This is a genomic window from Arthrobacter sp. KBS0703 (assembly GCF_002008315.2).
Classification (GTDB): Bacteria; Actinomycetota; Actinomycetes; order Actinomycetales; family Micrococcaceae; genus Arthrobacter.
This window is the reverse complement of the sequence record NZ_MVDG02000001.1, coordinates 2,318,770-2,341,966: the sequence shown is the minus strand read 5'-3', so window position 1 is coordinate 2,341,966 and position 23,197 is coordinate 2,318,770. Positions and strand designations below refer to the sequence as shown.

The following is a 23,197-nucleotide window of genomic DNA, read 5'->3' as shown; positions in this document are numbered from 1 at the left end:
TCAAAAGGACACCTATCACCATGAGCGACACCGGAATCAAGGCTGCCGGGACCCGGACTGCACGCCTGGAGCGTGCCACCAGCGAATCTTCCGTCCTGGTGGAGATTAACCTCGACGGCACCGGAGTGTCGGACATCAGCACCTCGGTCCCGTTCTACGACCACATGCTGACCGCGCTGTGCAAGCACTCACTCATCGACATGACCGTCAAGGCCACCGGCGACATCCACATCGACGTGCACCACACCGTCGAAGACGTCGCCATCACGTTCGGCGAAGTACTGCGCACCGCCCTCGGCAACAAGGCGGGCATCCGCCGCTTCGGCGAGGCCACGGTGCCGCTGGACGAAGCCCTTGCGCACGCCGTGGTGGACGTTTCCGGCCGCCCGTACCTGGTGCACGGGGGAGAGCCCGCGGGGCAGGAGTACCACCTGATCGGGGGCCACTTCACGGGATCCCTGACCCGGCACGTCTTCGAGGCCATCACACTGCACGCCGGCATCTGCCTGCACATGAACGTCATCGCCGGCCGCGATCCGCACCACATTGTCGAGGCCCAGTTCAAGGCCTTCGCCAGGGCGCTGCGCGCAGCCGTGGAACCGGACCCCCGAGTGGAAGGCATTCCGTCCACCAAGGGTGCCCTGTGACCGGCAAGGTCTTGCGGGAGGGCGCCATCATCGATCCCTCGGCCACCGTCAGGCCGGCCTCCCCGGAGGGGAAGCCGACCGTCACTGTCCTGGACTACGGCTCCGGCAATGTCCGTTCCGCCGTCCGTGCCCTCGAGCGCGCCGGCGCCGAGGTCATCCTGAGTTCCAAGCCCGAAGACGTCCTCAATGCGGACGGGCTGCTTGTTCCTGGTGTCGGCGCCTTCGAGACCGTGATGCGCGAGCTCAAGGCAGTGGACGCCATCAGGATGATCGGCCGCCGCGTAGCAGGCGGCCGGCCGGTCCTGGGCATCTGCGTGGGCCTCCAGGTGCTGTTCGAGGCCGGCGTCGAACACGGAACCGAAGCTGAAGGCATGGGGGAGTGGCCCGGCAAGGTGGAACTCCTGCCCGCAGACGTCGTTCCGCACATGGGCTGGAACACCGTAAAGGTTCCGGAAGGCTCCAAGCTCTTCGAGGGCGTGGAGTCCGAGCGTTTCTACTTCGTGCACTCCTACGGTGTCCAGAGGTGGGACTTCGACGTCGTGCAGCCCCGCATGGCCCCTCCGCTCGTGACGTGGTCGGAGCACGGCGCGCCCTTCATCGCCGCCGTCGAAAACGGACCGCTGTGCGCCACCCAGTTCCACCCGGAAAAGTCGGGCGATGCCGGCGCGAGGCTCCTGAAGAACTGGGTGGAAGGGCTCCGCAGCCACCACCAGCGGCACGCAGCGTCCGCGTCGGGCGCCACGCCGGCCGACACCACCCCGGCAACCCCAGCGGCGGACGCCTAGATGTGGTCCATCGTGCTGATGGGCCTCGCCGGCCTGCTGGCGGGCGGCGCGCTGTCCTTCCGGCAGCAGAACAAGCCGCTCTGGACGCAGATCGGGTTCTACGTGCTGGCAGGAATGTCGCTGCTGGCGGCGTACCTGCTGACCTTGCCCGGCCAATAACCGGCGGCCTCCGGAACCACCGGCGGCACAACAGCGCTTCACGCCACAACCGCGCTCCATGGAAATCAGCGCTACACGAGAACTGAGGACACGAGATGATCAGCCAAACCGAGCTTCCTGTACTGGAGCTGCTCCCCGCAGTCGACGTCGTGAACGGCCAGGCTGTCCGCCTGGTCCAAGGTGAAGCGGGCAGCGAGACGAGCTACGGCACGCCGCTGGAGGCGGCCCTCAACTGGCAGGAGCAGGGCGCGGAATGGGTCCACCTGGTGGATCTGGACGCTGCGTTCGGCCGCGGCTCCAACGCCGAACTCCTGCGCGAGGTGGTGGGCCGGCTGGACATCAACGTGGAGCTGTCCGGCGGCCTGCGCGATGACGAGTCGCTGGAAAAGGCGCTGGACCTGGGCGTGGCCCGCGTGAACCTCGGCACGGCCGCGCTGGAAAATCCGGACTGGACGGCGCGGGCCATCGAGCGCTTCGGCGACAGGATCGCCGTCGGACTGGACGTCCGGGGCACCACGCTGGCCGGCCGCGGCTGGACCAAGGAAGGCGGCGACCTCTGGGACGTCCTGGGCCGCCTCGAGGAGGCCGGCTGCGCCCGTTACGTGGTCACCGATGTGACCAAGGACGGCACCCTCCAGGGCCCCAACGTCGAACTGCTGCGGCAGATGGTCGAGAAAACCGGCAAGCCCGTGGTGGCGTCCGGCGGCATCTCCAGCCTTGACGACCTGAAGGTCCTCCGCTCGCTGGTTCCGCTCGGCGTCGAGGGTGCCATCGTCGGCAAGGCCCTGTACGCCGGGGCATTCACCCTGCCGCAGGCCCTCGACGTCGCCGGCCGCCGCTAGGCGGCGCATGTCATGGCCGAGCACAGGCTGACGCCCGAAGGTGGGGCAGGCGCGCAGGAGGAACAGCCGCCGGCACGCCGCCTTCCCGGGCACATCCAGGCTGCCCTTGCGGGCGCCGGCGGCCTCACGGATTCTGCCGGCCAGCCGTGGGCGGGCCGCAGTCTTGAGGGTGAGAACGCCAGCATCCACAACTTCGAGGACGACGACGGTACAGCGGACGCAGGGTATCTCGCCGCCGTTTCGGCCCTCCTCACCGCCGACGGCGACGAAGCCGCCGTCGTCGCTTCCCTGGCCACGGCGCGCGTTTTCGTGCCGATTGTGGCCCAGTTGGCCGAGGAAGCCGAGGGCGTGGACGGGCTGCATGCCGACAAGCAGGCCGACATGGCACTCGTGACGCTGAAGGCGCCCGACGGCCGGCTCGCGATGCCGGTGTTCAGCTCGGCCGGGGCCCTGGCCGCGTGGCATCCCGACGCGAGGCCCGTTGCGGTCTACGCGGCACGGGCGGCGCTGTCCGCCGTGGCCGAAGGCGCCGAGTTGCTGGTCGTGGATCCGGGATCCGAGGTCACCTTCGTGGTGCGGCGACCGGCCGTCTGGGCACTTGCCCAGCAGAAGCAGTGGATTCCCGCCTACCGTGACGCCGAGCTGGCGGCCCTGCTGCGCTCGGCCGCGAAAACCCGGCCGGCGGTCCGCGGCCTGGAAGTCCTCCCCGGCGCAGGCGTGGCAGCAGCAACGGCCTCAGGCGTTCGGATTGACGGTGGCGGGCCCGGGCCGGAACTGCGCGTGGTGCTCTACCTTGAGGACGGGCTCGATGCCGCCGCGGTCCAGTCCCTCGTCGCCGGCCTCCAAAACGACTGGAGCCGGAATGTATTGTTTGGTGAGCGTGTTGACTCGATCGAAGTCAAGCTAAGGCGCGCCGCGGAGTAACCGGCGGTCCCCAGATGGTCCGTCCTGCTGCTGCCCGGCCGCGGAACTAAGGACCTACCTGTGAATTTCACCCTGTACCGGGAGCTGCTGGCCGTCAGGCCCATCCGGCGCCTCCTGGTCGTCGGCATGATCGCGCGCATTCCCCATTCGGCGGCCGGCGTGCTCCTGACCCTGCACATCGTTCTGACCCTGGGAGAGGGCTACGCCGCTGCCGGGGCAGCAGCGGCCGTCATGACCATCGGCATTGCCCTCGGCGCCCCGTGGCGGGGGCGGCGCGTGGACACGGCCGGACTCCGGACAGCCCTCATCCCGTCCGTCGTTTCCGAGACCGTCATCTGGTCCATCGTGCCGCACGTCTCCTACCAGTGGCTGCTGCCGCTCGTCTTCGTCGGGGGACTGCTCACACTTCCCATTTTTAGCGTTGTCCGCCAATCGCTGGGCGTATTGGCGGACGGTGACCAGCGCAGGACCGCCTTCGCCCTGGACGCCATCAGCACCGAGGTGGTGTTCATGATCGGGCCGGCCGCAGGAGCGATCGTCGCCACGAGCGGACATTCGGTCCTCGGACTGACGATCGTCGGCGTCTCCACATCCCTGGCCGGGCTTTTTCTGATGTGGTTCAACCCGCCCACCCGCAGCGCTGGCCGCGATGAGGCATGCGAGGCGGACGAGCAGGAGGCCGCCGAGGTTGCCGTCGTGGCGGCCGCCCCCGCCCACCTGCAGGAAGCTGCTGCCGAGCTCGGGCCCGCGGCCGCCGGCAGCCGCCGCCGCGCAGGTATCCGGCGCAAGGTGGCCCACAACTTCAGCTGGTTCACCGCGTCCGTTGCCGCGGTCTTTGCCGTCGCCTCCGGGGCGGGCATGGTGCTGAGCGGCACCGATGTGGGCATCGTTGCCGCGCTGGAGACCGGCGGGCATCAAAGCGAAATCGGGATTGTCTTCCTCTTCTGGTGTGCCGCTTCGGTCATCGGCGGCCTCATCTACGGTGCCATGCACCGCCCGGTGTCGCCGATCCTCCTGCTCCTGGGCATGGCGGCGCTGACCATCCCCATGGGCTTCGCCACAGACACGCTGACGCTGAGCCTGCTCGCCCTGCTCCCGGGCCTCCTCTGCGCGCCGGTGCTCCTGTCTCTTATACACATCTAGATGTGTATAAGAGACACGGCGCGGTGAGGCGATGGGCTGGTACGGATCCGCGCTCACTGCCGGCGTCGCCCTGGGTGCCCCGCTCGCCGGGGTGTTCATCGACGGCGTCGGGCCGTGGGGCGGGTTCGTTTCGGTGGGGGTGGCCGGCGTCCTGCTGTGCGCCGTCGGACTCACCCTGCAGCGCCGCCGCCCGGCGGCGCGCGTGTCTCTTATACACATCTAGATGTGTATAAGAGACAGGCCTAAGAGGGCGCCAGACGCGACTGCCCGCGAGACAGAACGACGGCGGGCCGACCTCCCAAGGTCAGCCCGCCGTCGTCGTGATATGTCTTCGTGGGACTTAGTTAACTGCTCCGGTGTACTTTTCGCCCGGGCCCTTGCCCGGAGGATCGGGGATGATCGACTCTTCACGGAAGGCGAGCTGCAGGGAGCGGAGGCCGTCACGCAACGGTCCGGCGTGCTGGGAACCGATCTCCGGAGCGGCTGCGGTCACCAGGCCGGCGAGGGCCGTGATGAGCTTCCGGGCCTCGTCCAGGTCCTTGAGTTCTTCTGCGTTCTCTTCGGCAGCCAGGCCGAGTTTCACGGCGGCGGCGCTCATGAGGTGCACGGCGGCAGTGGTGATGACCTCGATGGCCGGAACCTCGGAGATGTCGCGGACCTGCTGGGAAACATCGGCCTGGTCTCCGGCGGCCTGGTAAACGTGTGAATTACTGTCTGGAGTGCTCATACGGTAAGCTTGTCACAGACCGACTGGATGTCGTTATTTTGCCGTGGATGAGACCCAATGCCCGCAATGTGCGGGAAGCGGGAATCTTTCTGTAGAATTGACATTCAGTTTGCAAGCGGAGTTCTCTCCCACCCGCGTCAGCCGTTTTTCCGAGTAGTTACGGGAAGCAAGGTTGCCGGGTAAAGGTCGGGCGTTTTCATCAGGCAGGAGCCTGGGAAAGTGCGTGCAGTCCCTGCGGGGCCTGCGCATCCGATCCTCGAGGCCTTCGATTGCTCCGGCAATTGGGGGCCTTCTCTATTTTGCCGGTGGAATACCCATCACGAACACAGGAGCTTTAACATTAGCGAGCCAAGAATCAATGAGCGTATCCGCGTCCCTGAGGTGCGGCTGGTCGGCCCTGCCGGCGAACAGGTAGGAATCGTCCGTATTGAGGATGCCCTGCGTCTGGCTGCCGAGTCCGATCTTGATCTCGTTGAAGTTGCACCGCAGGCCAAGCCTCCGGTGTGCAAGCTGATGGACTTCGGCAAGTACAAGTACGAGGCCGCAGTCAAGGCCCGTGAGGCCCGCAAGAACCAGACCAACACGGTTCTGAAGGAAATCCGGTTCCGCCTGAAGATCGACACCCACGACTACGAGACCAAGCGCGGCCACGCCCTGCGCTTCCTTGGAGCCGGGGACAAGGTCAAGGCCATGATCCAGTTCCGTGGCCGCGAACAGCAGCGCCCCGAAATGGGCCTGCGCCTGCTCCAGCGCTTCGCCGAAGACGTCAATGAAGTTGGCGTGGTTGAGTCGAGCCCGCGCATCGATGGCCGCAACATGGTCATGGTGATCGGTCCGCTGAAGAACAAGGCGGAGGCCAAGGCCGAAGCCCGCCGTGCAACGCAGCGTGCCGAAGCCAAGGCCCAGAACGAAGCGAAGGCATCGGGCCGCGTCGACACCTCGGGTGACGATCAGGCACCGCTGACACAGTCGCTCGCCGACCTTCTGCCGGAAGGCTTCCAGGTTTCCACGGAGGAAACCGTGCAGGACGCCCCGGCAGCAGCTGAGACGGCCGCTCCGGAAGCCGCCGTCGAAGCGCCTTCGGCTCCGGCCGAAGCGGCTCCGGCTGCCGAAGCTCCCGCCGAGGAAGCACCGAAGGCTGAAGCACCGAAGGCTGAAGCCCCGAAGGCGGAAGCACCCAAGGCTGTCAAGGAGGCCGAGCCGAAGCGCGAGGCTCCCGCAGCGGCTGCTCCCAAGGCAGCAACCGCTGCGCCCAAGGCGGCAGCACCTGTTGCTCCGAAGGCGGCTGCTCCCGAGGCTGCAGCGCCGGTGGCACCGAAGGCGGCAGCACCTGCTAGATGTGTATAAGAGACAGAGGCTGAGAAGGCTGCTCCGGCAGCGCCGAAGCCTGCAGCTGTTCCTGCTCCGCCCAAGCCGGTGGCCAGGCCGGCCTGTCTCTTATACACATCTGCCCGCTGCGCGCCCCGCGCCGCGTGCCACGCCGAAGCCGGCAGGCAAGAAGACCACTTAGTTCACAACTGCGGAAGGTATCGCCTTCAGGCAGTCAGCAACCAGCATGCCGCCCGCAGGGGCGGCTGCACGAAAGAACTGCGGACATTGTCCGCGGATACGTTAGGAGATCGGTTCCCATGCCGAAGATGAAGACCCACAGTGGTGCTAAGAAGCGCTTCAAGCTGACCGGCAGCGGCAAGCTGCGCCGCCAGCAGGCCAACCGCCGCCACTACCTCGAGCACAAGTCCTCCAGGCTGACCCGCCGCCTCGCCGGCGACAAGATCGTCTTCAAGGGCGACGCCAAGGTCATCCGGAAGATGCTCGGCATCTAATTTCCAAGCATTCTGACTGACTGCCACCTGGCACCAGTCAACTACCAATAAGCCTTCTCAGGCCGGCCGGGTTACCGGCAGTAGACGCTTGGGAGCAGATTTTTGAAGGAGTACGCACGTGGCACGTGTGAAGCGGGCGGTAAACGCCCACAAGAAGCGCCGGGTTATCCTCGAACGCGCCAAAGGTTACCGTGGACAGCGCTCACGCCTGTACCGCAAGGCCAAAGAGCAGCTGCTGCACTCGTTTGTGTACAGCTACGGTGACCGCAAGAAGAAGAAGGGCGACTTCCGCCGCCTGTGGATCCAGCGCATCAACGCTGCATCCCGCGCCAACGGACTGACCTACAACCGACTGATCCAGGGCCTGAAGGCCGCTGAGGTCGAGGTTGACCGCCGCATGCTGGCCGAGCTGGCTGTCTCCGACGCCAACGCCTTCGCCGCGCTGGTCAAGGTCGCCAAGGACTCCCTGCCCGCCGACACGTCCGCTCCCGCCGTCAAGGCTGAAGCTGCTGCGGCTCCCAAGGCAAAGGCTGCTAAGAAGCCTGCCGCCAAGAAGACTGCTGCGAAGAAGCCGGCTGCAGCCGCTGCCGAGTAGTACAGCAACAGGTGGTTCAAGGACGGGTGGCAACTGCCACTAAGGTTCTTATATGAACGAAACCGGGCGCCCGCAAGACTTTCCGCTTTCCAACCCCCGAGCTGATCGGGTGAGGAAGGTGGCACAGCTTGCCGGGCGCCCGGCCCGTTTAAAGCGCCGCGAGTTCCTGGCCGAGGGGCCGCAGGCCGTGCGCGAAGCCCTGACGCTGCATCAGAAGCGGGTTGCCGCGGGGGAACCCGGCATCGTCTATGAGGTCTACGCAAGCGAGTCCTGCCTGGACCGGCACCCGGATCTGGAGACACTCGCCGAGGGCACCACGGCATACCTTGCCACCGACGAAGTGCTGGCCGCGATGGCGGATACGGTCACCCCGCAGGGCATTCTCGCGGTCTGCGGTTTCCTGGATGTAGGCCTCGAGCAGGTGCTCGACGCCGGCCCGCAGCTGGTTGCCGTGCTGTGCCAGGTCCGCGACCCCGGCAACGCCGGAACCGTGCTCCGGGCGGCCGACGCGGCCGGCGCCGACGCCGTCATCCTGACAGCCTCCAGCGTTGACATCTATAACCCCAAGGCCGTGCGCTCGACGGCCGGATCCCTCTTCCACCTGCCCGTGGTGCTCGGCGCTGAGGTCGGGGACCTGGTGGCCCGCTGCAAGGAACGCGGCATCGGGGTCCTCGCGGCGGACGGCCAAGGCCAGCTGAACCTGGACCGTCTCCAGGACGAGAACGCGGCCCGCCGCCTGGGGGCCTCGGCGGCCGAGTCGGTATATGCGCTGGAGAGCCCCACGGCCTGGCTCTTCGGCAACGAGGCCCAAGGCCTGTCCGAGGACGAGATCGCGCTGGCCGACCACCGGGTGGCCGTGCCGGTCTATGGGGAAGCCGAAAGCCTGAACCTCGGCACCGCGGCCACCGTCTGCCTTTACGCGAGTGCCCGTTCCCAGCAGCCGGTCCCGTCCGGGCCTAAGTAAGCGCCCGGCGCAAGAAAAGCGGGGACCCACCGGCTGGTGGGTCCCCGCTTTCCTATGTGCAGCTGGCATGCCTTCCGGCTGACCAGCGCCTCGTGGTCTTAGGTGGTCCGGTTGCGGCCGGTGATGGCCCCGTAGACACCGGCGACTACCAAGCCGCCGATAATGGCGAGGATCCAGGTGCCGAGGTCGAAGAACGCCAGGTCACCCTTGCCGAAGAGAAGGCTGCCGATCCAGCCACCAACGATGGCGCCTACGACGCCCAATACCAAGCTGGTGACCCAGCCGCCGCCAACCCTACCGGGCATAACGGCCTTAACAATTGCGCCTACGATCAGGCCGAGAATAATCCAAGCAAGAAAACCCATTGTCTCCTCCTTCATATTCGTCGGGATCGATTCGTGTCAGTCCCGATATGGCTTCAAGCTAACACAGCGCACGATTATTTGTCAGCACGCTTAGTTTCAAGGTTTTCGTGGCGCCAGCGCGTCATGCCTGGTGCACTGCCGCGGACCGGCCGGGTACGGTATTTACTAGACGGCTGCGGTAGGCGGCCTATCCATTCCCTTGTAATTTCCTGTGAAGAGGTGAAGTTCCCTTGGCTGCAACTGGCGGTACCAAGGCGATCGTCGCGGCTCTGGCTGCAAACCTGACCATCGCTGTCTTGAAGTTCGTCGCATTCATTCTGACGACGTCGTCCTCCATGCTGGCCGAAGCCATCCACTCGGTGGCCGACTCCGGAAACCAGCTCCTGCTGCTCGTGGGTGGAAAGCGTGCCCAGAAGGCTGCCAGCGAGGAACACCCCTTTGGCTACGGCCGCGAACGTTACATTTACGCGTTCATCGTCTCGATTGTGCTGTTCAGCGTCGGCGGCCTGTTTGCCCTGTATGAGGCGTGGGAAAAGATCCAGCACCCGCACGCCATCGAGGGCGACTTCTGGTGGGTTCCGCTCGCCGTGCTGGTGGGCGCGATCATCGCTGAGTCCTTCTCGTTCCGGACGGCCATCGTCGAATCGAACCACATCCGCGGCAACCAGACCTGGGTCAAGTTCGTGCGGAACGCCAAACAGCCCGAGCTGCCCGTGATCCTGCTGGAAGACCTGGGCGCACTGCTTGGCCTTGTGTTTGCGCTCTTCGGCGTCGGCCTGACCTTGATCACGGGGAACGGCATCTGGGATGCACTCGGCACGGGCATGATCGGGCTGCTGCTCGTGGCCATCGCCGTCATCCTGGCCATGGAGACGAAATCGCTGCTGCTGGGTGAATCCGCGACGCGGGACGACGTTGCCAAGATCAGGGCGGCCATCGAGTCCGACGGGACGGGCATCATCCACCTCAAGACCCTCCACCTCGGGCCCGAGGAACTGCTCGTGGCCGCCAAGATCACCGTGGGTGCCGCGGAGTCCGGACTGGACATCGCCAGGCTCATTGACGCCGCCGAAGCGCGTATCCGCACGGCCGTGCCGATTGCCAGGGTCATCTACCTTGAGCCGGACGTGCACCGTGCTGAACTGCCCAGCGGACAGGCGTTCGCGGGGGACTCCGGAGCCTGACACCCCGGGCGCCATCCCGTCTTCCGGCCGCTGGCCGCGTGCCCCTTGGTTACGCGGTCAGCGGCTTTTTACGTTCCAGCATGCCGCTGAGGACCGCGACGCCGAGTCCCAGAACGGCGAGCACGGCCCCCACGAGGGCGGGCGCGACATAGCCCCAGCCCCAGGCGATGACCAGGCCGCCCAGGAAGGCGCCCAGGGCGTTCGCCACGTTCAATGCCGCGTGGTTGAGCGAGGACGCCAGCGACGGCGCGTCCGGCGACGCGTCCAGCAGGCGGGTCTGCAGTGCCGGGACCAGCATGGAACCGGCCGCTCCCACGACGAAGACCATCACGAATGCCGACCACGGCCAGTGCACAGCGACGGCGTAAACGACCAGGGCAACCGCGATGGCGGGCAGGACCCGGTAGATGGTTCCCATGACGGATTTGTCCGCGATCCGGCCTCCCACAATATTGCCTGCCACCATTCCCAGGCCATAGAGGGCCACAACGAACGGCAGCAGCGCCGACGGGATGCCGGCTACGGACGTCATGGTGTGGGCGATGTAGGTGTAGGTAGCGAAGAACCCGCCGAACCCGACGACGCCGATCATCAGGGCGAGCCAGACCTGCGGGCGTTTGAGCGCGCCCAGTTCCCTGCGGATGCTGGCGTCGGCGTGCACCGTCTGGAACGGGACGAACCGCCAGATCAGCGCCAGGGTGACCAGCCCGAGCGCTCCCACCAGGACGAAGAGCAGCCGCCAGCCGAAGGCCTGGCCGAGCCACGTGGCGAAGGGTACGCCGATGACATTGGAAACGGTCAGTCCGGCCATGACCATCGAGATGGCCCAGCCCCGCTTTGTGGGTGCCACGAGTGAGGCCGCAATGACGGCCGCCACGCCGAAGAACGCACCGTGCGGCAGCCCGGCGGCGAAGCGCGACACCAGCATGCTTCCGTAATCGGGGGCGATGAACGACGTCAGATTGGCGACGCTGAAGAACAGCATGAGGCCCAGCGCCAGGTGCTTGCGCGGAAGCTTCGCGCCGACGGCCGCCAGCAGGGGAGCGCCGATGACGACGCCCAGGGCGTAGGCCGAGATCAGGTGGCCGGCCTCCGGCGTGCTGATGCCCAGCCCCAGCTCAACCTCTTTGAGCAGCCCCATCATGGCGAACTCCGTGACTCCGATGCCGAAGCCTCCCATGGCCAGGGCAAGGATGGCCAGTCCCGGGTGGGTGGCGCCGGACTTGAGTTTGCCGGGCGCGGTAACAGTGGTCGTCATGTGCCTTCTTTTCGCGAACGTAAGGTGGTGAACCGCCTCAGCGGGCCGGGCGGGACCGGCAAAAGCGCGCAACAAATCGTATTTTTGGATCTGAATTTTCAACGGCGAAGGCGCGGCCGGTATTCCCGCTCTTTCCATTCTGCCGCATGGCGCCCCATAGACTGGGGCCGTGACTGAACTTATCCAGGTGGTGGGCGGCGCCGTCCTTGATTCTCTGGCGGATCCCTGCCGGCTCCTCGTCGCGCGGAGGACGGCACCCCCGCAGTTTGCCGGCATGTGGGAATTTCCCGGCGGCAAGGTGGAACCCGGCGAGGCCCCCGAGGTTGCGCTGCACCGGGAACTTCACGAGGAGCTGGGCATAACCGTCCGGCTGGGCGCTGAACTGCAGGCTCCGGACGGCACGGGGTGGCCGCTGAATGAGCGCGCTTCCATGCGCGTGTGGTTCGCGGAGATCGCAGGGGGCGAGCCCCTTCCGCTCGAGGACCATGACGAACTCCAGTGGGTCAGCCTCCGTGAGTGTGACGATGCTCTCACGCTGCCGTGGATCCCGGCGGACCTCCCCATTGTCCGGGCGCTGCTCAAAACACTGGCCGCCCCGGTGCGCGCCGACTCCATCCGCCGGAATTAACTGGCCCCCCGGCCGCATATTCGTGCGTATTGTTCGGATTTGGGGCGGCTGTGTGCGCCTTGGCAGAATCTATATGCTGGACGCCGCCGCTGCGTCCACCCCTTGGACATCTCCGACGGGGACTGCCACGCATTCTTAAAAGGAGCCCCATGATCTCGGTGAGCCGCGTCGTCAAGAGCTATGGCTCCGGGGCCTCGCAGGTCCGCGCCCTTGACGATGTGACGCTGACCGTGGAACGGGGCGAGATTTTCGGCGTCGTCGGCCAAAGTGGTGCCGGAAAGAGCACGCTGATCCGTACGATCAACTCGCTGGAACAGCCGGACTCCGGAAGTGTCCACGTTGCGGGCAGGGACATGACGAGTCTGGCGGGCACCGAACTGCGGCGAGCACGCCACGACATCGGCATGATCTTCCAGCACTTCAACCTGCTCAGCAGCCGGACCGTGAAGGCCAACGTTGAACTCTCACTGGAAATCACCGGCGCGGGCCGCAGCGAACGCCGGCGGCGCGCCCTCGAGATCCTTGAACTGGTGGGGCTGCAGGGCAAAGCCGCCGCGTACCCCGCGCAGCTGTCCGGCGGCCAGAAGCAGCGCGTCGGGATCGCCCGCGCGCTGGCGTCCAACCCGACCGTGCTGCTGAGCGACGAAGCCACCTCCGCGCTGGACCCCGAAACCACACGCCAGATCCTGGACCTGATCCGCCAGCTCAGCAAGGACCTCGGGCTGACAGTGCTGCTGATCACGCACGAGATGGACGTGGTCAAGAGAATCTGTGATTCCGCGGCCGTCATGAGCCAGGGCCGGATCCTTGAGCAGGGGCCGGTCGAGAAACTCCTGACCACCGAGAAGTCCCTGCTCGGACAGGCGCTCTTTCCGTTGGGCGAAATCCCCGAAACCTCGGGCTCGGTTGTCGAAATCACCTTCACCGGCATCCCGACCGACCGCCCTGTGATCGCCCAGCTGGCGCGCCAGCACGGGCTCGACGTCGGGATCCTCGGTGCCGCCGTGGAAACCATCCACGGGCGCCAGACCGGCCGGACCCGGCTGGAACTTCCCGGTGACCAGGAAACCGTCGACGCTGCTGTTGCCGACCTGCGTTCGCAGGGACTTTTCGTGGAGGTAATCAAGTGATCGACCGCAACGACCCCTATTTCTGGGCCGACCTGCTGGACACCATCCTCAAAGGCGCGGGGGAGACGTTCTACACGGTGGGCGTGAGCCTGTTGCTGACAATTGTCTTCGGCCTCGCAGTCGGCGTGCTGCTTGTCACGACGGAGGCAGGCGGGCTGCTCGGCAAGCCGTTCGGAAGCCGGATTCTCGGAATTGCGCTCAACCGGGTCCTCGACGTCCTCGTGAACATGGGGCGCTCCATTCCCTTCATCATCCTGATGATCCTGCTCATCCCCTTCACCCGCCTGCTGGTGGGATCGTTTATCGGCCCCACTGCTGCCATTGTCCCGCTCACGATTGCCGGCGTGCCCTTCTTCGCCAGGCTCGTCGAAATCGGCATCCGCGAGGTGCCGACCGGCCTGGTCGAAGCCGCCCAATCACTGGGTGCCACGCGGTGGACCATCCTCACCAAGGTCCTCGTTGCCGAGGCCGTGCCCGCCCTGGCGCTGGGTCTCTCCACCACGGTGGTGGGGCTGATCGGATACTCGGCGATGGTCGGTGCCGTCGGCGGCGGCGGCCTGGGCGATGTTGCCTTCCGCTACGGCTACCAGCGCTACAGCCCCGAGTACATGTTCGGCGTCGTCATCCTGCTTGTCCTGCTCGTCCAGCTGTTCCAGTCCCTGGGAAACTTCGCCGCCCGCAGGCTTTCCCACCGCTGACCTCCTCCCCGGTTTCATCCCCACCGCTCCATCTCCGAAAGAAAACCATGATCCGATCGAACATCCTCAAGGCGGCCGCACTCGGCGCGGCCGCCATCCTTGCCCTCTCCGCCTGCGGAAGCGGAGGCTCATCCGCACCTTCGGGAACCATCAAGGTCGGTGCCCTCGCGGTGCCCGCCGGCGACATGCTCAAGCACGTCCAGCGGGAGCTCGCCTCCAAGGAAGGCCTCACGGTCGACTACAAGGAGTTCAGCGACTACAACACGCCGAACCCCGCCGTCAGTGACGGCGACATCGACGCAAACCTTTTCCAGAACACCACATTCCTCGCGACATACAACAAGGCCTCCGGCAAGGACCTGGTGAGCGTGGGCAAGGTGTACCTGCCGCCGATGGCCCTGTACTCCAATGACGTGAAGAGCCTGGACGCACTCCCCGCCGGCGCGTCAGTGGCGATCCCCAACGACCCCACGAACGAGTCGCGCGCGTTGAAGCTGCTCGCGTCCAAGGGGCTCATCGAGGTCGCCGAGAACCCCATCACGCTCAAGGACGTCAAGGCGAACCCGAAGAACCTGAAGTTCACCGAGATTGAAAACGCCAGCCTTCCGCAGGCGCTCAACGACAAGGACGCCGCGATCGTCACGCTGGCTTTCGCCCTTCCGGCCGGCCTCACCGCCGACAAGCAGCTCCTCGTCGAAGGCAAGGACAGCGCCTACTACAACGTTCTCGCGGTCAAGTCTGAAATGAAGGACGATCCCCGCGTGCAGAAGCTCTACAAGATCCTCACGTCGCAGGACATGAAGGACTTCCTCCAGGAAAAGTACAAGGGCCTGGTCATTCCGGCCAGCTAGTACCGGCCGGCAGGAACTGGCGAAGGGCAGGACGGTTCAGCGTCCTGCCCTTCGTTGTCTGTTTTGCGGCCTGGCAGTCCCCGGGGGTACTTCCGTTCAGAAAAGTGTCGGCTGGGAAGCTGCGGGCGCAGCGCCGGCCTGGGCCGCCCTGCCGGCACCGTCCAGGGGTATGCTGCCGGCCGGGTACTGCGCCTCTTCGCCGCGGGGATCGTCGACGTCGCGGTGGCTGAACCCGTGTGAACCGGAAAAACCATGGCGGGCCTTGAAGTAGCGGATCCTGCCTGCAAGCCACTCGCGGTATTCCTTTGACGCGTAGGAGCCTGTGCCGTACAGCCTGCGGTACCGTCCGGCCAGTTCCGGGTGGCGCGCGGCGATCCACTGCATGAACCATTCGCGCGTGCCGGGTTTCAAGTAGAGAGCTCCGGCCGTGACTCCGGTGGCGCCGGCGGAGGCCAGGGCGCCGAACAGGGAGTCCAGGGCTTCGTCGCTATCCGACAGCCAGGGCAGGATCGGCATGGCCATCACCCCGCACGGCAGCCCGGCGTCGCGAAGCCGCGATACGAGCTTGAGCCGGGCCCGCGGCCCGGGGGTGCCGGGTTCCACGGCTTCCGAGAGCCGCTCGTCCGTCATGGCCAGCGAGATCCCGATGCCCACCGGGACCTGGGCGGCCGCGTGCTTCAGCAGTGGAATGTCGCGGGCTAGCAGGGTCCCCTTGGTCAGGATGGACAAGGGAGTGCCGGAGTCGGCCAGTGCCCCGATGATTCCCGGCATCAGGCTGTAGCGGCCCTCGGCACGCTGGTAGGGGTCGGTGTTGGTTCCGAGGGCGACGTGCTGCCGCCCCCACGAGGGTTTGGCCAGCTCCTTGCGCAGGACTTCAGCGGCGTTGATCTTGACCACCACATGGCTGTCGAAATCCAGGCCGGCGTCGAAGTCCAGATAGGTGTGGCTCTTGCGGGCGAAGCAGTAGACGCACGCGTGGCTGCAGCCGCGGTACGGGTTGACCGTCCACTCGAAGGGCATCCGCGAACCGGCAGCCACCTTGTTGAGCACCGATTTGGCAGTGACCTCATGGAAGGTGACCCCGGCAAATTCAGGGGTGGAGACGGACCGCACAAGCCCGGCCAGTGGCAGCAGCGGTTCCGCGGCAGGGGCGGCGGTGCCCGTGCTGTTGGATCCTTGTTCTCCCGGCTGCTCGCCGAGCCTGGGTCGGAGTGCCTGTGCGTCCCATCTCATGCACTCCATTCGAAGGTATGTTCGAATTTAAGTCAAGGTCCGTGGCCGGTGTTTCGCCCGGCCGCCCGGCATCGATGGAGGGCGGGACGCTACGCTTGGTCCATGATCCTGCTCACCGGGTTTGAACCTTTTGGCGGCCACGCCGCAAACCCGTCGTGGGGGGCGGCCGTGCATGCCCGGACCATACTCCGGGGAGAAGGCCTGGCCGTGGAGGCGGTGGAGCTGCCGTGTGTCTTCGGTGCCGCGGCCACTGCCCTCGGCAATGCCCTCGATGCGCTCGAGCCGGAGCTGGTGGTGTGCATTGGCCAGGCGGGAGGCCGCGACCGGGTATCCCTCGAGCGGATCGCCATCAACTGCGAAGACGCGCCGATTCCGGACAACGCCGGCAACCAACCGGTGGACTGCCAGGTCGTTGCGGACGGGCCGGCCGCGTACTTCAGCTCACTGCCGGTGAAGGCGGCGCTCCTGGCCGTGACCACGGCCGGATTTTCCGCGGAGGTTTCGCAGACGGCGGGAACCTACGTCTGCAACCACACCTTCTATGCATTGATGCACGCGCTCGCGTCGCGACCCGGCGTCCGCGGCGGGTTCGTCCACGTCCCGTTTGAAACCGGTCAGGTGCCGGAGGGAAGCGCCGCCCCGTCGATGCCGTTGGAGTCGATGGCGGAGGCGATCGCCGTCGTCGTCCGCGCCTCACTGGCGCAGCGGCCGGACCCGAAGCTGGCAGCGGGCAGTACCCACTAGCTCAGCCACTCGCCGGGGCGCTTCAGCCAAGTCAGCCCGTCCGCTGCCGCAGCCCCCATTGCACCGTGATGGTGACGCTCACAGCGGCCGTACCCGCTTCCACGGCCACCGCGTCGGTGGCAAACGCGGGCTCCATCTTTGCCACCGGGACGGGGGCGGAGGACGCGGGGTGCTCTGAGACGGTCACGACGTCGCCCAGCTCCGCATTGGCCAGTGCGGCGAACTGCGCAGCCGAGGACGCGGAGATGTGTATAAGAGACAGGCCGCCTCCCGCGCCGACGCCGTCACGGCCGCCGCGTCCGTGAAGCCCAGCTGAAGCCCGTCCAGCCTCACGTCGTTCCCGCCGGCCTCCACAGCCGCGGCTATGCTCTCGGCTGCGGCCGCCACGTTACGGAGACGCACGCTCAGCACGCTGGACGCCACATAGCCGGTGACTTTCTGGCCCTGTCCCTCCTGCCAGATCACATCGGCGCGGACATTCAGGCCGGACGTGCTGATGTCACGGTGGTCGACGCCGTGGCCGCGCAGCGCCGTTGCCACCGCGGCGGACGCCGCGCCTGCGGCCGTGAACGCCTCTCCGGCGTTCTCCCTCCGGCATTCCACACCGACGGAGATGGTCAGCTGGTCCGGGACAGCCTCAGCCGTTCCGGTCCCCGTGACCGTGACGGTCCTGGACAACCCACCCACTCAGGCCCCCGTTCCGCCGGCGTTGCCGCCGGACGTTCGGCCGGTTCGCCGCGGCGGCCGGGGCCGCCTGCGATCCGGGTAGCCGCCGGCTTCCAGTCCGGCCCGGCGTTCAAAGAGGTTCCCCGACGCCGGATCGCCGGTCCGCAGCCTGGACCAGGCGGCGGCCAGGAAGTAGAACACGAGGAATGGAGCACCCAGGCACCACGCGTACTGCGTGCTGTGCCGTTCCTCATGCTGCAGGAGGGCCGGGTTGGCCAAGGCTGCGTCCGGGCCGGCGCAGTAGATGACCACGTTGCCCACCGTAAATGCCCCCGCGAAGGGCAGCCTCCACCGGTAACCGGTGGCGATCACCAGGCCGCGCGGACCGCCCACCGTCCTGGTTCGCGCCAGCGTGGCCAGCAGCAGCCCAAGCGGCGTGGAGCCATTCAGCACGTTCGCGAGTTGCCGCAGCCGCTGTCCCGGGGTCATGAGGCCATGCTAGCGGCAGGCGCTCGCGGTAAACATGGCTGCGGTGCCGGGCGCCGCGTTCGGGCAGCCGGGCCCCGTCAATTAGACTGGGAACAGTGCCTGCCGGCCACCGCCGGCGAGCCTGCCCTTGTCATTGGGTGACGTCAGGGATGACTTCATGCAATGACGTGCCAGTGACGGACGCGCCGCCGGGGAACCGGCACAGCAGCACCGGCCATTGGCATCACCCGACTCGTAGCTAAGAACAGTAGATGACTGAAACTTTGCCGGGCGCTGCCATCCCGAACCCTCTGGATGAAGCCGCCATCGCCGCCGCCGTAGACCAGGCCATCACCGCCATTGCCGGTGCCTCCACGCTCGATGAACTCAAGGCTGTCCGCCTGGCCCACACCGGTGAGAAATCGCCGCTGAGCCTGGCCAACCGGGAGATCGGCGGCCTTCCCAAAGACCAGAAGGCCGCCGCCGGCAAGATCATGGGTTCCTCCCGCGGGCGCGTCAACAAAGCGCTCGCCGAACGCACCGCCGAGCTCGAGGCTGAAAACGATGCCCGCATCCTGGTCGAGGAAACCGTGGACGTGACGGCCGCACCGCGCCGCCGCCGCGCCGGAGCCCGCCACCCCCTCTCCACGCTCCAGGACCGCGTCGCGGACATCTTCGTGGGCATGGGCTGGGAAATCGCCGAGGGTCCCGAAGTCGAGTCCGAGTGGTTCAACTTCGACGCACTGAACTTCAAGCCGGATCACCCCGCTCGCGAAATGCAGGACACCTTCTTCGTGGAGCCGCCGGAAGCCCACCTGCTGATGCGCACCCACACCTCCCCGGTGCAGGTCCGGTCCATGCTGGAACGCGAGCTGCCCATCTACGTGCTGTGCCCCGGCAAGGTGTTCCGCACCGATGAACTCGACGCCACGCACACCCCGGTCTTCCACCAGTTCGAGGGCCTGGCCATCGACAAGAAGCTCAGCATGGCGGACCTCCGCGGGACGCTGGAGCACTTCGCCCGGCAAATGTTCGGCGACGAAGCCCAGATCCGGCTCCGTCCCAACTACTTCCCGTTCACCGAGCCGTCCGCGGAACTGGACATCTGGCACCCGGGCGCCAAGGGCGGCCCGCGCTGGATCGAATGGGGCGGCTGTGGCATGGTCAACCCCAACGTGCTGCGCGCCGCGGGCATCGATCCGGATGTCTATTCAGGTTTTGCCTTCGGCATGGGCATCGAGCGCACGCTCATGTTCCGCAACGAGGTCGGCGACATGCGCGACATGATCGAAGGCGATGTACGTTTCAGCGAGCACTTCGGGATGGAGATCTAACAGTGCGTATTCCCCTTTCCTGGCTGCGCGAATTCGCGCAGGTACCGGCCGGAGCGACGGCCGAAGACGTCATGGCGGAGCTCGTCAAGGTCGGCTTTGAAGAAGAAGCGGTCCACCGTCCCACGGACGGCCTCAAAGGCCCCGTCGTCGTGGGCCAGGTCCTGAGCCTGGTCAAGGAACCGCAGACCAACGGCAAGACCATCAACTGGTGCCAGGTCCGCGTTGTCCCCGAAGGCCGGGAGCAGACCCTGGCCGGCGAGGGCATCGACCCCTCCGGCGTGCAGGGCATCATCTGCGGTGCCCACAACTTCGTGGAAGGGGACAAGGTGGTGGTCACGCTTCCGGGCGCCGTCCTGCCTGGCGACTTCCACATCTCGGCACGCAAGACCTACGGACACCTGTCCGCCGGCATGATCGCCTCCGTCCGCGAACTGGGCATAGGCGAGGACCACGACGGCATCCTGGTGCTCTCCCGGATCGGGCTGGATCCGGAAATCGGCGCCGACGCCATGGAACTGCTGGGCCTCTACGACCAGGCCGCCGAGATCAACGTCACGCCGGACCGCGGTTACGCCTTCTCGATCCGCGGCGTGGCCCGCGAATACGCCCACGCCACCGGCACGGTCTTCACTGACCCGGCGTCGAAGGTGCAGGCGCCGGCAACACTGTCCGGCGGCTACGGCGTCAAGATCAACGACGACGCGCCCATCTACGGCAAGCCCGGCTGCGACCGGTTCGTCGCCCGCACCGTCCGCGGCGTGGACGCCACTCGGGCCACTCCGCCGTGGATGTCCGCACGCCTTCGCCTGGCCGGTATCCGCTCCATCTCGCTGCCCGTGGACATCTCCAACTACGTGATGCTCGAACTTGGCCAGCCGCTGCACTTCTATGACCAGGACAAGCTGTCCGGGGATATTGTGGTCCGGCGCGCCGTCGCGGGGGAGAAGCTCACCACCCTTGACGGCAAGGAGCGCGCGCTGGACCCCGAGGACCTCCTGATCACGGACGCCTCCGGCCCCATCGGCGTCGCGGGCGTCATGGGCGGCGCGTCCACCGAAGTATCGGATGCCACCTCCACCGTCCTGATCGAGGCAGCCCACTTCGAGGAAGTGTCCATCGCCCGCTCACGCCGGCGCCACAAGCTGCCCTCGGAGGCCTCCAAGCGCTTCGAGCGCGGCGTGGACTGGCAGGTGGCCAACATCGCCGCGCAGCGCGCCGTCGACCTCCTCGTCGAGCTGGCCGGCGGGACGGCGGATGAGGCGGGTACCGACGTCGGAACCGCTCCCGACGCCGTCACGATCGCCCTGCCCGCGGAGTTCCCCGCCACGCGCATCGGCCTTGACTTCACCGAAGAGCAGATCGTCACGTGCCTTGAGGACCTCGGTGCCGTCGTCGAAAAGAACGACGGCGGCTGGTCAGTCGCTGCCCCGAGCTGGCGGAACGACCTGGAAACCAAGGAGGACCTCTCCGAGGAGATCGCCCGCCTGGTGGGGTACGACAAGATCCCGGCCACGCTGCCCGTGGCGCCTCCCGGCCGGGGCCTGACCCGCGTGCAGCAGCAGCGCCGCCGCCTGGTCCAGGCGCTGGCGGATGCCGGGCTGACCGAGGTCCTGTCCTATCCGTTCGTATCGAAGGCTGCCAACGACACGTTCGGCGTGGCCGGGGCGGGCGAGCCCAGGACTGCGGTCAAGCTCGCCAACCCGATCAGCGAGGAGCACGGCTACCTGCGCACTTCGGTGCTGCCGGGCCTCATCGAGGTGGCCAAACGCAACCATTCCCGCGGGTTCCGCGACCTGGCGCTCTTCGAAGCCGGCCTCGTGTTCCTGCCCGGCGATACCCTGGGCACGGCCAGCATTCCGCCGCTCGGCGCCAAGCCCTCCGACGAGGTGCTGGACGCACTGTACGACGGCGTTCCGGACCAGCCGCTGCACATCGCCGCCGTGCTGACCGGCCACGATTCGCCCGCCGCCGCGGGCCACACGCCCAGGGCATGGGACTGGGCGGATGCACTCGACATTGCCCGCCAGGCCGGCGACGTGCTCGGCGTTGAGATTGTGGTGAGCCAGGGACATCACCAGGCCTTCCACCCGGGCCGGGCCGCGCAGCTTTCACTGCGTACCGGCGAGGTGGTGGGATACGCCGGTGAGCTGCATCCGAAGCTCCTGGCCGCGCACGACATGCCGGCGCGGTCCGTGGCGCTGGAAATCAACGCCGACGCGCTGTTCGAGGCCGCGGCCGACGTCATTGTGGCCCGCCACATTTCCACCTTCCCGGTGGCCACCCAGGACGTGGCGCTCGTAGTGCCGCAGGAGGTTCCGGCGGACGACGTGCTGGCCGCGCTGCGCGAGGGAGCCGGCGAGCTGCTGGAAGACGTGGCGCTTTTCGACGTGTACGCGGGCAAGGGCATCGAAGAAGGCAAGAAGTCGTTGGCGTTCGGGCTCCGGTTCCGCGCCGCGGACCGGACGCTGACTGCCGACGAGGCCTCCGCTGCCCGGGAGCACGCCGTTGCCCTGGCCGCCTCGCGGTTCGGTGCGGTACAGCGCTAGGCCCAGCACAACCGGACCGGGAACTGCCGGCTTGAAAACCATGGAAGACCACGCCCGCCGGCGTGGTCTTCCGTGCTTTCCCGGGCGGTCCCGCCGACGAATTTGCTGCTGGACCGCGGCGTCAGCTCCCCGGCATGGCCGGAAGCGCCTCTTCATACAGCCAGGGGTGCAGGAGGGCTTCCGAGTCCAGGCCCGTCACGTGATCGGCGGTCAGGATGAATTCGGCGGTGGACACGGAGCCGTGGCTCTTGGTCCGGGTCCACTCCTGGAGCAGCGCGAAGAAAGCCATGTCCCCGCAGGCCAGGCGGAGCGCGTGAAGCGCCAGCGCACCGCGCTTGTAGACCCTGTCATCGAACATTAGTTCGGGGCCCGGGTCTCCCACCAGCAGGTCCTGGGGGCTGGTGCTGAGGCGCCGCCAGGCGGCCGCGGCCCGGTTCTGCACGGGCATGATGGCGGCTTCCTCCGACCAGATCCATTCCGCGTAGCAGGCAAATCCCTCGTGCAGCCAGATGTCGCTCCAGGTGCTCGCCGTCAGGGAATTTCCGAACCACTGGTGGGACAGTTCGTGCGCGATGAGGCGCTGGGACTCCCATTCGGAGCCGAGATGGTTGCGGCCCAGGATGGACAGGGACTGCGCCTCGAGGGGGATTTCCAGGGCGTCATCCGTCACCACCACCGTGTACTCGGGAAACGGATAGGGGCCAAAGCAACTGACAAAGGTGCGCATCATGTCGGCCTGGCGGGTCAGCCCTGCCAAGGCGGAATGCGTGAGCGTCGGCGGGACGGCGGCGAACTGGGCCACCCCGCCGGACGCCGGCAACGTCAGAAGCTCGTACCGGCCGATCTGAACCGTGGCCAGGTACGTGGCCATGGGCTCTGCCTGTTCGTAGACCCAGGTCTGCCGGCTCGACCTGGTGGTGTGGCCCACGAGCAGGCCGTTGCATACGGCGCGGTACCCGGCGTCGGTGGTGACAGAGATGCGGTAGCTCGCTTTATTGCGCGGGTGGTCGTTGCAGGGGAACCACGACGGCGCGCCGTTGGGCTGGCCCGCGACGAGCACGCCGTCGGTGAGCTCCTCCCAGCCCACTTCGCCCCAGAGGCCCTTGCGGGGCGCCGGATTTCCCTCGTAGCGGATGTCCAGGGTGAAATCCGCTCCCGCGTCCAGGACCTGCTCGCAGTGCACCACGAGCTGCTCGGCCCGCTGGGCGAACCGGCGCACCCGCGCGCCGTTTAGCTGGATTTTCAGGGCCCGGAGGCCGGTCATGTCGAGGACGACGGCGGACGTCCGCCGGGCGGCGACGGCATGCAGCACTGCGCGGCCGTTCAGGCGGTTGCTGGCGAGTTTGTAGTCAAGGTCCAGTTCGTAGCGCACCACGCGGTAGGCATCCGTCCCGTGCCCCGGAACGTAGGGGTCGCTGGTGCCGGCGGCGCCGGGCACAGGCAGGACCGCCGGGCCGGGGGATTCTGCGGGACTCATAAACGG

25 protein-coding genes and 1 pseudogene are annotated in these 23,197 nt (G+C 66.9%); 18 read left to right on the top strand and 8 right to left on the bottom strand.

Annotation, left to right across the window (positions count from 1 at the left end; all coding sequences use genetic code 11):
* The first annotated feature begins 20 nt into the window (after nt 1-20).
* The 6 genes and pseudogenes from hisB to B1A87_RS11000 all read left to right on the top strand — a co-directional run bounded on the left by hisB (nt 21) and on the right by B1A87_RS11000 (nt 4,723).
* Nucleotides 21-647, top strand: coding sequence for an imidazoleglycerol-phosphate dehydratase HisB (gene hisB / locus B1A87_RS11020; protein WP_078026455.1), 627 nt, complete (start codon nt 21-23; stop codon nt 645-647).
* Entirely contained in the window at nt 644-1,432 is a 789-nt protein-coding gene (gene hisH, locus B1A87_RS11015; RefSeq protein WP_078026456.1) for an imidazole glycerol phosphate synthase subunit HisH, read from the top strand. The genes hisB and hisH overlap by 4 nt, the downstream gene beginning before the upstream one ends.
* The gene (locus B1A87_RS22985) at nt 1,433-1,591 is read left to right on the top strand and encodes a hypothetical protein (RefSeq protein WP_185982300.1); all 159 of its coding nucleotides are present in this window, start codon (nt 1,433-1,435) and stop codon (nt 1,589-1,591) included. It abuts the gene before it with no gap.
* A 95-nt stretch (nt 1,592-1,686) separates the two neighbouring features.
* Nucleotides 1,687-2,433, top strand: coding sequence for a bifunctional 1-(5-phosphoribosyl)-5-((5-phosphoribosylamino)methylideneamino)imidazole-4-carboxamide isomerase/phosphoribosylanthranilate isomerase PriA (priA, locus tag B1A87_RS11010; protein ID WP_078026457.1), 747 nt, complete (start codon nt 1,687-1,689; stop codon nt 2,431-2,433).
* 12 nt (nt 2,434-2,445) lie between these two features.
* Nucleotides 2,446-3,357, top strand: coding sequence for an SseB family protein (locus B1A87_RS11005; RefSeq protein ID WP_078026458.1), 912 nt, complete (start codon nt 2,446-2,448; stop codon nt 3,355-3,357).
* Between the two features lie 60 nt (nt 3,358-3,417).
* Nucleotides 3,418-4,723 (top strand): annotated as a pseudogene (locus tag B1A87_RS11000) (MFS transporter).
* Nucleotides 4,724-4,840: 117 nt separating this feature from the next.
* Here the strand turns inward: B1A87_RS11000 and B1A87_RS10995 are convergent.
* Nucleotides 4,841-5,227, bottom strand: coding sequence for a DUF1844 domain-containing protein (locus B1A87_RS10995; protein WP_078026460.1), 387 nt, complete (start codon nt 5,225-5,227; stop codon nt 4,841-4,843).
* A gap of 381 nt (nt 5,228-5,608) precedes the next feature.
* Between B1A87_RS10995 and infC the strand changes: the two genes are divergently transcribed.
* From infC to B1A87_RS10975, 4 genes are all read left to right on the top strand, one after another.
* Complete coding sequence (gene infC / locus B1A87_RS10990; protein ID WP_260680792.1) at nt 5,609-6,574, top strand: translation initiation factor IF-3; 966 nt, start codon at nt 5,609-5,611, stop codon at nt 6,572-6,574.
* Between the two features lie 281 nt (nt 6,575-6,855).
* A complete protein-coding gene (gene rpmI / locus B1A87_RS10985) occupies nt 6,856-7,050 on the top strand; it encodes a 50S ribosomal protein L35 (protein WP_009358635.1) in 195 nt (64 codons plus the stop codon).
* A gap of 118 nt (nt 7,051-7,168) precedes the next feature.
* Nucleotides 7,169-7,645 (top strand): 50S ribosomal protein L20, encoded by a 477-nt coding sequence (rplT, locus tag B1A87_RS10980; RefSeq protein ID WP_078026461.1) that lies wholly within the window; start codon nt 7,169-7,171, stop codon nt 7,643-7,645.
* A 52-nt stretch (nt 7,646-7,697) separates the two neighbouring features.
* Nucleotides 7,698-8,609, top strand: coding sequence for an RNA methyltransferase (locus B1A87_RS10975; protein ID WP_078026462.1), 912 nt, complete (start codon nt 7,698-7,700; stop codon nt 8,607-8,609).
* Nucleotides 8,610-8,707: 98 nt separating this feature from the next.
* Here the strand turns inward: B1A87_RS10975 and B1A87_RS10970 are convergent, their stop codons facing one another.
* A complete protein-coding gene (locus B1A87_RS10970) occupies nt 8,708-8,974 on the bottom strand; it encodes a GlsB/YeaQ/YmgE family stress response membrane protein (RefSeq protein WP_078026463.1) in 267 nt (88 codons plus the stop codon).
* 230 nt (nt 8,975-9,204) lie between these two features.
* Between B1A87_RS10970 and B1A87_RS10965 the strand changes: the two genes are divergently transcribed.
* Nucleotides 9,205-10,158 (top strand): cation diffusion facilitator family transporter, encoded by a 954-nt coding sequence (locus B1A87_RS10965; protein WP_078026464.1) that lies wholly within the window; start codon nt 9,205-9,207, stop codon nt 10,156-10,158.
* Between the two features lie 49 nt (nt 10,159-10,207).
* On the opposite strand, the gene B1A87_RS10960 is transcribed toward B1A87_RS10965, so the two are convergent.
* Entirely contained in the window at nt 10,208-11,416 is a 1,209-nt protein-coding gene (locus B1A87_RS10960; RefSeq protein ID WP_078026465.1) for an MFS transporter, read from the bottom strand.
* A gap of 169 nt (nt 11,417-11,585) precedes the next feature.
* On the opposite strand from B1A87_RS10960, the gene B1A87_RS10955 reads away from it, so the two are divergent.
* The 4 genes from B1A87_RS10955 (at nt 11,586) to B1A87_RS10940 (ending at nt 14,723) form a co-directional block, all read left to right on the top strand.
* Complete coding sequence (locus B1A87_RS10955) at nt 11,586-12,044, top strand: (deoxy)nucleoside triphosphate pyrophosphohydrolase (protein WP_078026466.1); 459 nt, start codon at nt 11,586-11,588, stop codon at nt 12,042-12,044.
* Between the two features lie 149 nt (nt 12,045-12,193).
* Nucleotides 12,194-13,174, top strand: a complete 981-nt coding sequence (locus B1A87_RS10950; protein ID WP_078026467.1) for a methionine ABC transporter ATP-binding protein — start codon at nt 12,194-12,196, stop codon at nt 13,172-13,174.
* The gene (locus B1A87_RS10945) at nt 13,171-13,872 is read left to right on the top strand and encodes a methionine ABC transporter permease (RefSeq protein ID WP_078026468.1); all 702 of its coding nucleotides are present in this window, start codon (nt 13,171-13,173) and stop codon (nt 13,870-13,872) included. The genes B1A87_RS10950 and B1A87_RS10945 overlap by 4 nt, the downstream gene beginning before the upstream one ends.
* 47 nt (nt 13,873-13,919) lie before the next feature.
* The gene (locus B1A87_RS10940) at nt 13,920-14,723 is read left to right on the top strand and encodes a MetQ/NlpA family ABC transporter substrate-binding protein (RefSeq protein WP_078026469.1); all 804 of its coding nucleotides are present in this window, start codon (nt 13,920-13,922) and stop codon (nt 14,721-14,723) included.
* A gap of 96 nt (nt 14,724-14,819) precedes the next feature.
* Here B1A87_RS10940 and B1A87_RS10935 read toward each other — a convergent pair whose 3' ends face one another.
* Entirely contained in the window at nt 14,820-15,956 is a 1,137-nt protein-coding gene (locus tag B1A87_RS10935) for an Rv2578c family radical SAM protein (RefSeq protein WP_078026470.1), read from the bottom strand.
* A gap of 102 nt (nt 15,957-16,058) precedes the next feature.
* Between B1A87_RS10935 and pcp the strand changes: the two genes are divergently transcribed.
* Entirely contained in the window at nt 16,059-16,700 is a 642-nt protein-coding gene (gene pcp, locus B1A87_RS10930) for a pyroglutamyl-peptidase I (RefSeq protein ID WP_078026471.1), read from the top strand.
* A 31-nt stretch (nt 16,701-16,731) separates the two neighbouring features.
* Here the strand turns inward: pcp and B1A87_RS24645 are convergent, their stop codons facing one another.
* Genes B1A87_RS24645 through B1A87_RS10920 form a run of 3 tightly spaced genes read right to left on the bottom strand, consistent with a single transcriptional unit; the run spans nt 16,732 to nt 17,855 of the window.
* A complete protein-coding gene (locus B1A87_RS24645) occupies nt 16,732-16,887 on the bottom strand; it encodes a hypothetical protein (RefSeq protein WP_313902471.1) in 156 nt (51 codons plus the stop codon).
* A complete protein-coding gene (locus B1A87_RS10925; RefSeq protein WP_313902470.1) occupies nt 16,884-17,378 on the bottom strand; it encodes an SIMPL domain-containing protein in 495 nt (164 codons plus the stop codon). Before B1A87_RS10925 ends, B1A87_RS24645 begins: the two co-directional genes overlap by 4 nt.
* Nucleotides 17,379-17,387: 9 nt before the next feature.
* Entirely contained in the window at nt 17,388-17,855 is a 468-nt protein-coding gene (locus B1A87_RS10920) for a hypothetical protein (protein ID WP_078026473.1), read from the bottom strand.
* Nucleotides 17,856-18,106: 251 nt separating this feature from the next.
* Between B1A87_RS10920 and pheS the strand changes: the two genes are divergently transcribed.
* Nucleotides 18,107-19,168: a phenylalanine--tRNA ligase subunit alpha gene (gene pheS / locus B1A87_RS10915; protein WP_078026474.1), complete on the top strand. Its 1,062-nt coding sequence runs from the start codon at nt 18,107-18,109 to the stop codon at nt 19,166-19,168.
* A 2-nt stretch (nt 19,169-19,170) separates the two neighbouring features.
* Nucleotides 19,171-21,714: a phenylalanine--tRNA ligase subunit beta gene (gene pheT / locus B1A87_RS10910; protein ID WP_078026475.1), complete on the top strand. Its 2,544-nt coding sequence runs from the start codon at nt 19,171-19,173 to the stop codon at nt 21,712-21,714.
* A gap of 121 nt (nt 21,715-21,835) precedes the next feature.
* On the opposite strand, the gene B1A87_RS10905 is transcribed toward pheT, so the two are convergent.
* Entirely contained in the window at nt 21,836-23,191 is a 1,356-nt protein-coding gene (locus B1A87_RS10905; RefSeq protein WP_078026476.1) for a M1 family metallopeptidase, read from the bottom strand.
* Between the last annotated feature and the right edge of the window lie 6 nt (nt 23,192-23,197).

Excerpts from the sequence above, each read along its gene's own strand:
- B1A87_RS10950 (WP_078026467.1), top strand. The coding sequence starts at position 12,194 with ATGATCTCGGTGAGCCGCGTCGTCAAGAGCTATGGCTCCGGGGCCTCG.
- B1A87_RS10935 (WP_078026470.1), bottom strand. The coding sequence starts at position 15,956 with ATGAGATGGGACGCACAGGCACTCCGACCCAGGCTCGGCGAGCAGCCG.
- pcp (WP_078026471.1), top strand. The coding sequence starts at position 16,059 with ATGATCCTGCTCACCGGGTTTGAACCTTTTGGCGGCCACGCCGCAAAC.
- B1A87_RS11005 (WP_078026458.1), top strand. The coding sequence starts at position 2,446 with ATGGCCGAGCACAGGCTGACGCCCGAAGGTGGGGCAGGCGCGCAGGAG.
- B1A87_RS10960 (WP_078026465.1), bottom strand. The coding sequence starts at position 11,416 with ATGACGACCACTGTTACCGCGCCCGGCAAACTCAAGTCCGGCGCCACC.
- rpmI (WP_009358635.1), top strand. The coding sequence starts at position 6,856 with ATGCCGAAGATGAAGACCCACAGTGGTGCTAAGAAGCGCTTCAAGCTG.
- B1A87_RS22985 (WP_185982300.1), top strand. The coding sequence starts at position 1,433 with ATGTGGTCCATCGTGCTGATGGGCCTCGCCGGCCTGCTGGCGGGCGGC.
- B1A87_RS10920 (WP_078026473.1), bottom strand. The coding sequence starts at position 17,855 with ATGACCCCGGGACAGCGGCTGCGGCAACTCGCGAACGTGCTGAATGGC.
- B1A87_RS10940 (WP_078026469.1), top strand. The coding sequence starts at position 13,920 with ATGATCCGATCGAACATCCTCAAGGCGGCCGCACTCGGCGCGGCCGCC.
- hisB (WP_078026455.1), top strand. The coding sequence starts at position 21 with ATGAGCGACACCGGAATCAAGGCTGCCGGGACCCGGACTGCACGCCTG.
- B1A87_RS10995 (WP_078026460.1), bottom strand. The coding sequence starts at position 5,227 with ATGAGCACTCCAGACAGTAATTCACACGTTTACCAGGCCGCCGGAGAC.
- pheS (WP_078026474.1), top strand. The coding sequence starts at position 18,107 with ATGACTGAAACTTTGCCGGGCGCTGCCATCCCGAACCCTCTGGATGAA.
- B1A87_RS10975 (WP_078026462.1), top strand. The coding sequence starts at position 7,698 with ATGAACGAAACCGGGCGCCCGCAAGACTTTCCGCTTTCCAACCCCCGA.
- B1A87_RS10905 (WP_078026476.1), bottom strand. The coding sequence starts at position 23,191 with ATGAGTCCCGCAGAATCCCCCGGCCCGGCGGTCCTGCCTGTGCCCGGC.
- priA (WP_078026457.1), top strand. The coding sequence starts at position 1,687 with ATGATCAGCCAAACCGAGCTTCCTGTACTGGAGCTGCTCCCCGCAGTC.
- B1A87_RS10970 (WP_078026463.1), bottom strand. The coding sequence starts at position 8,974 with ATGGGTTTTCTTGCTTGGATTATTCTCGGCCTGATCGTAGGCGCAATT.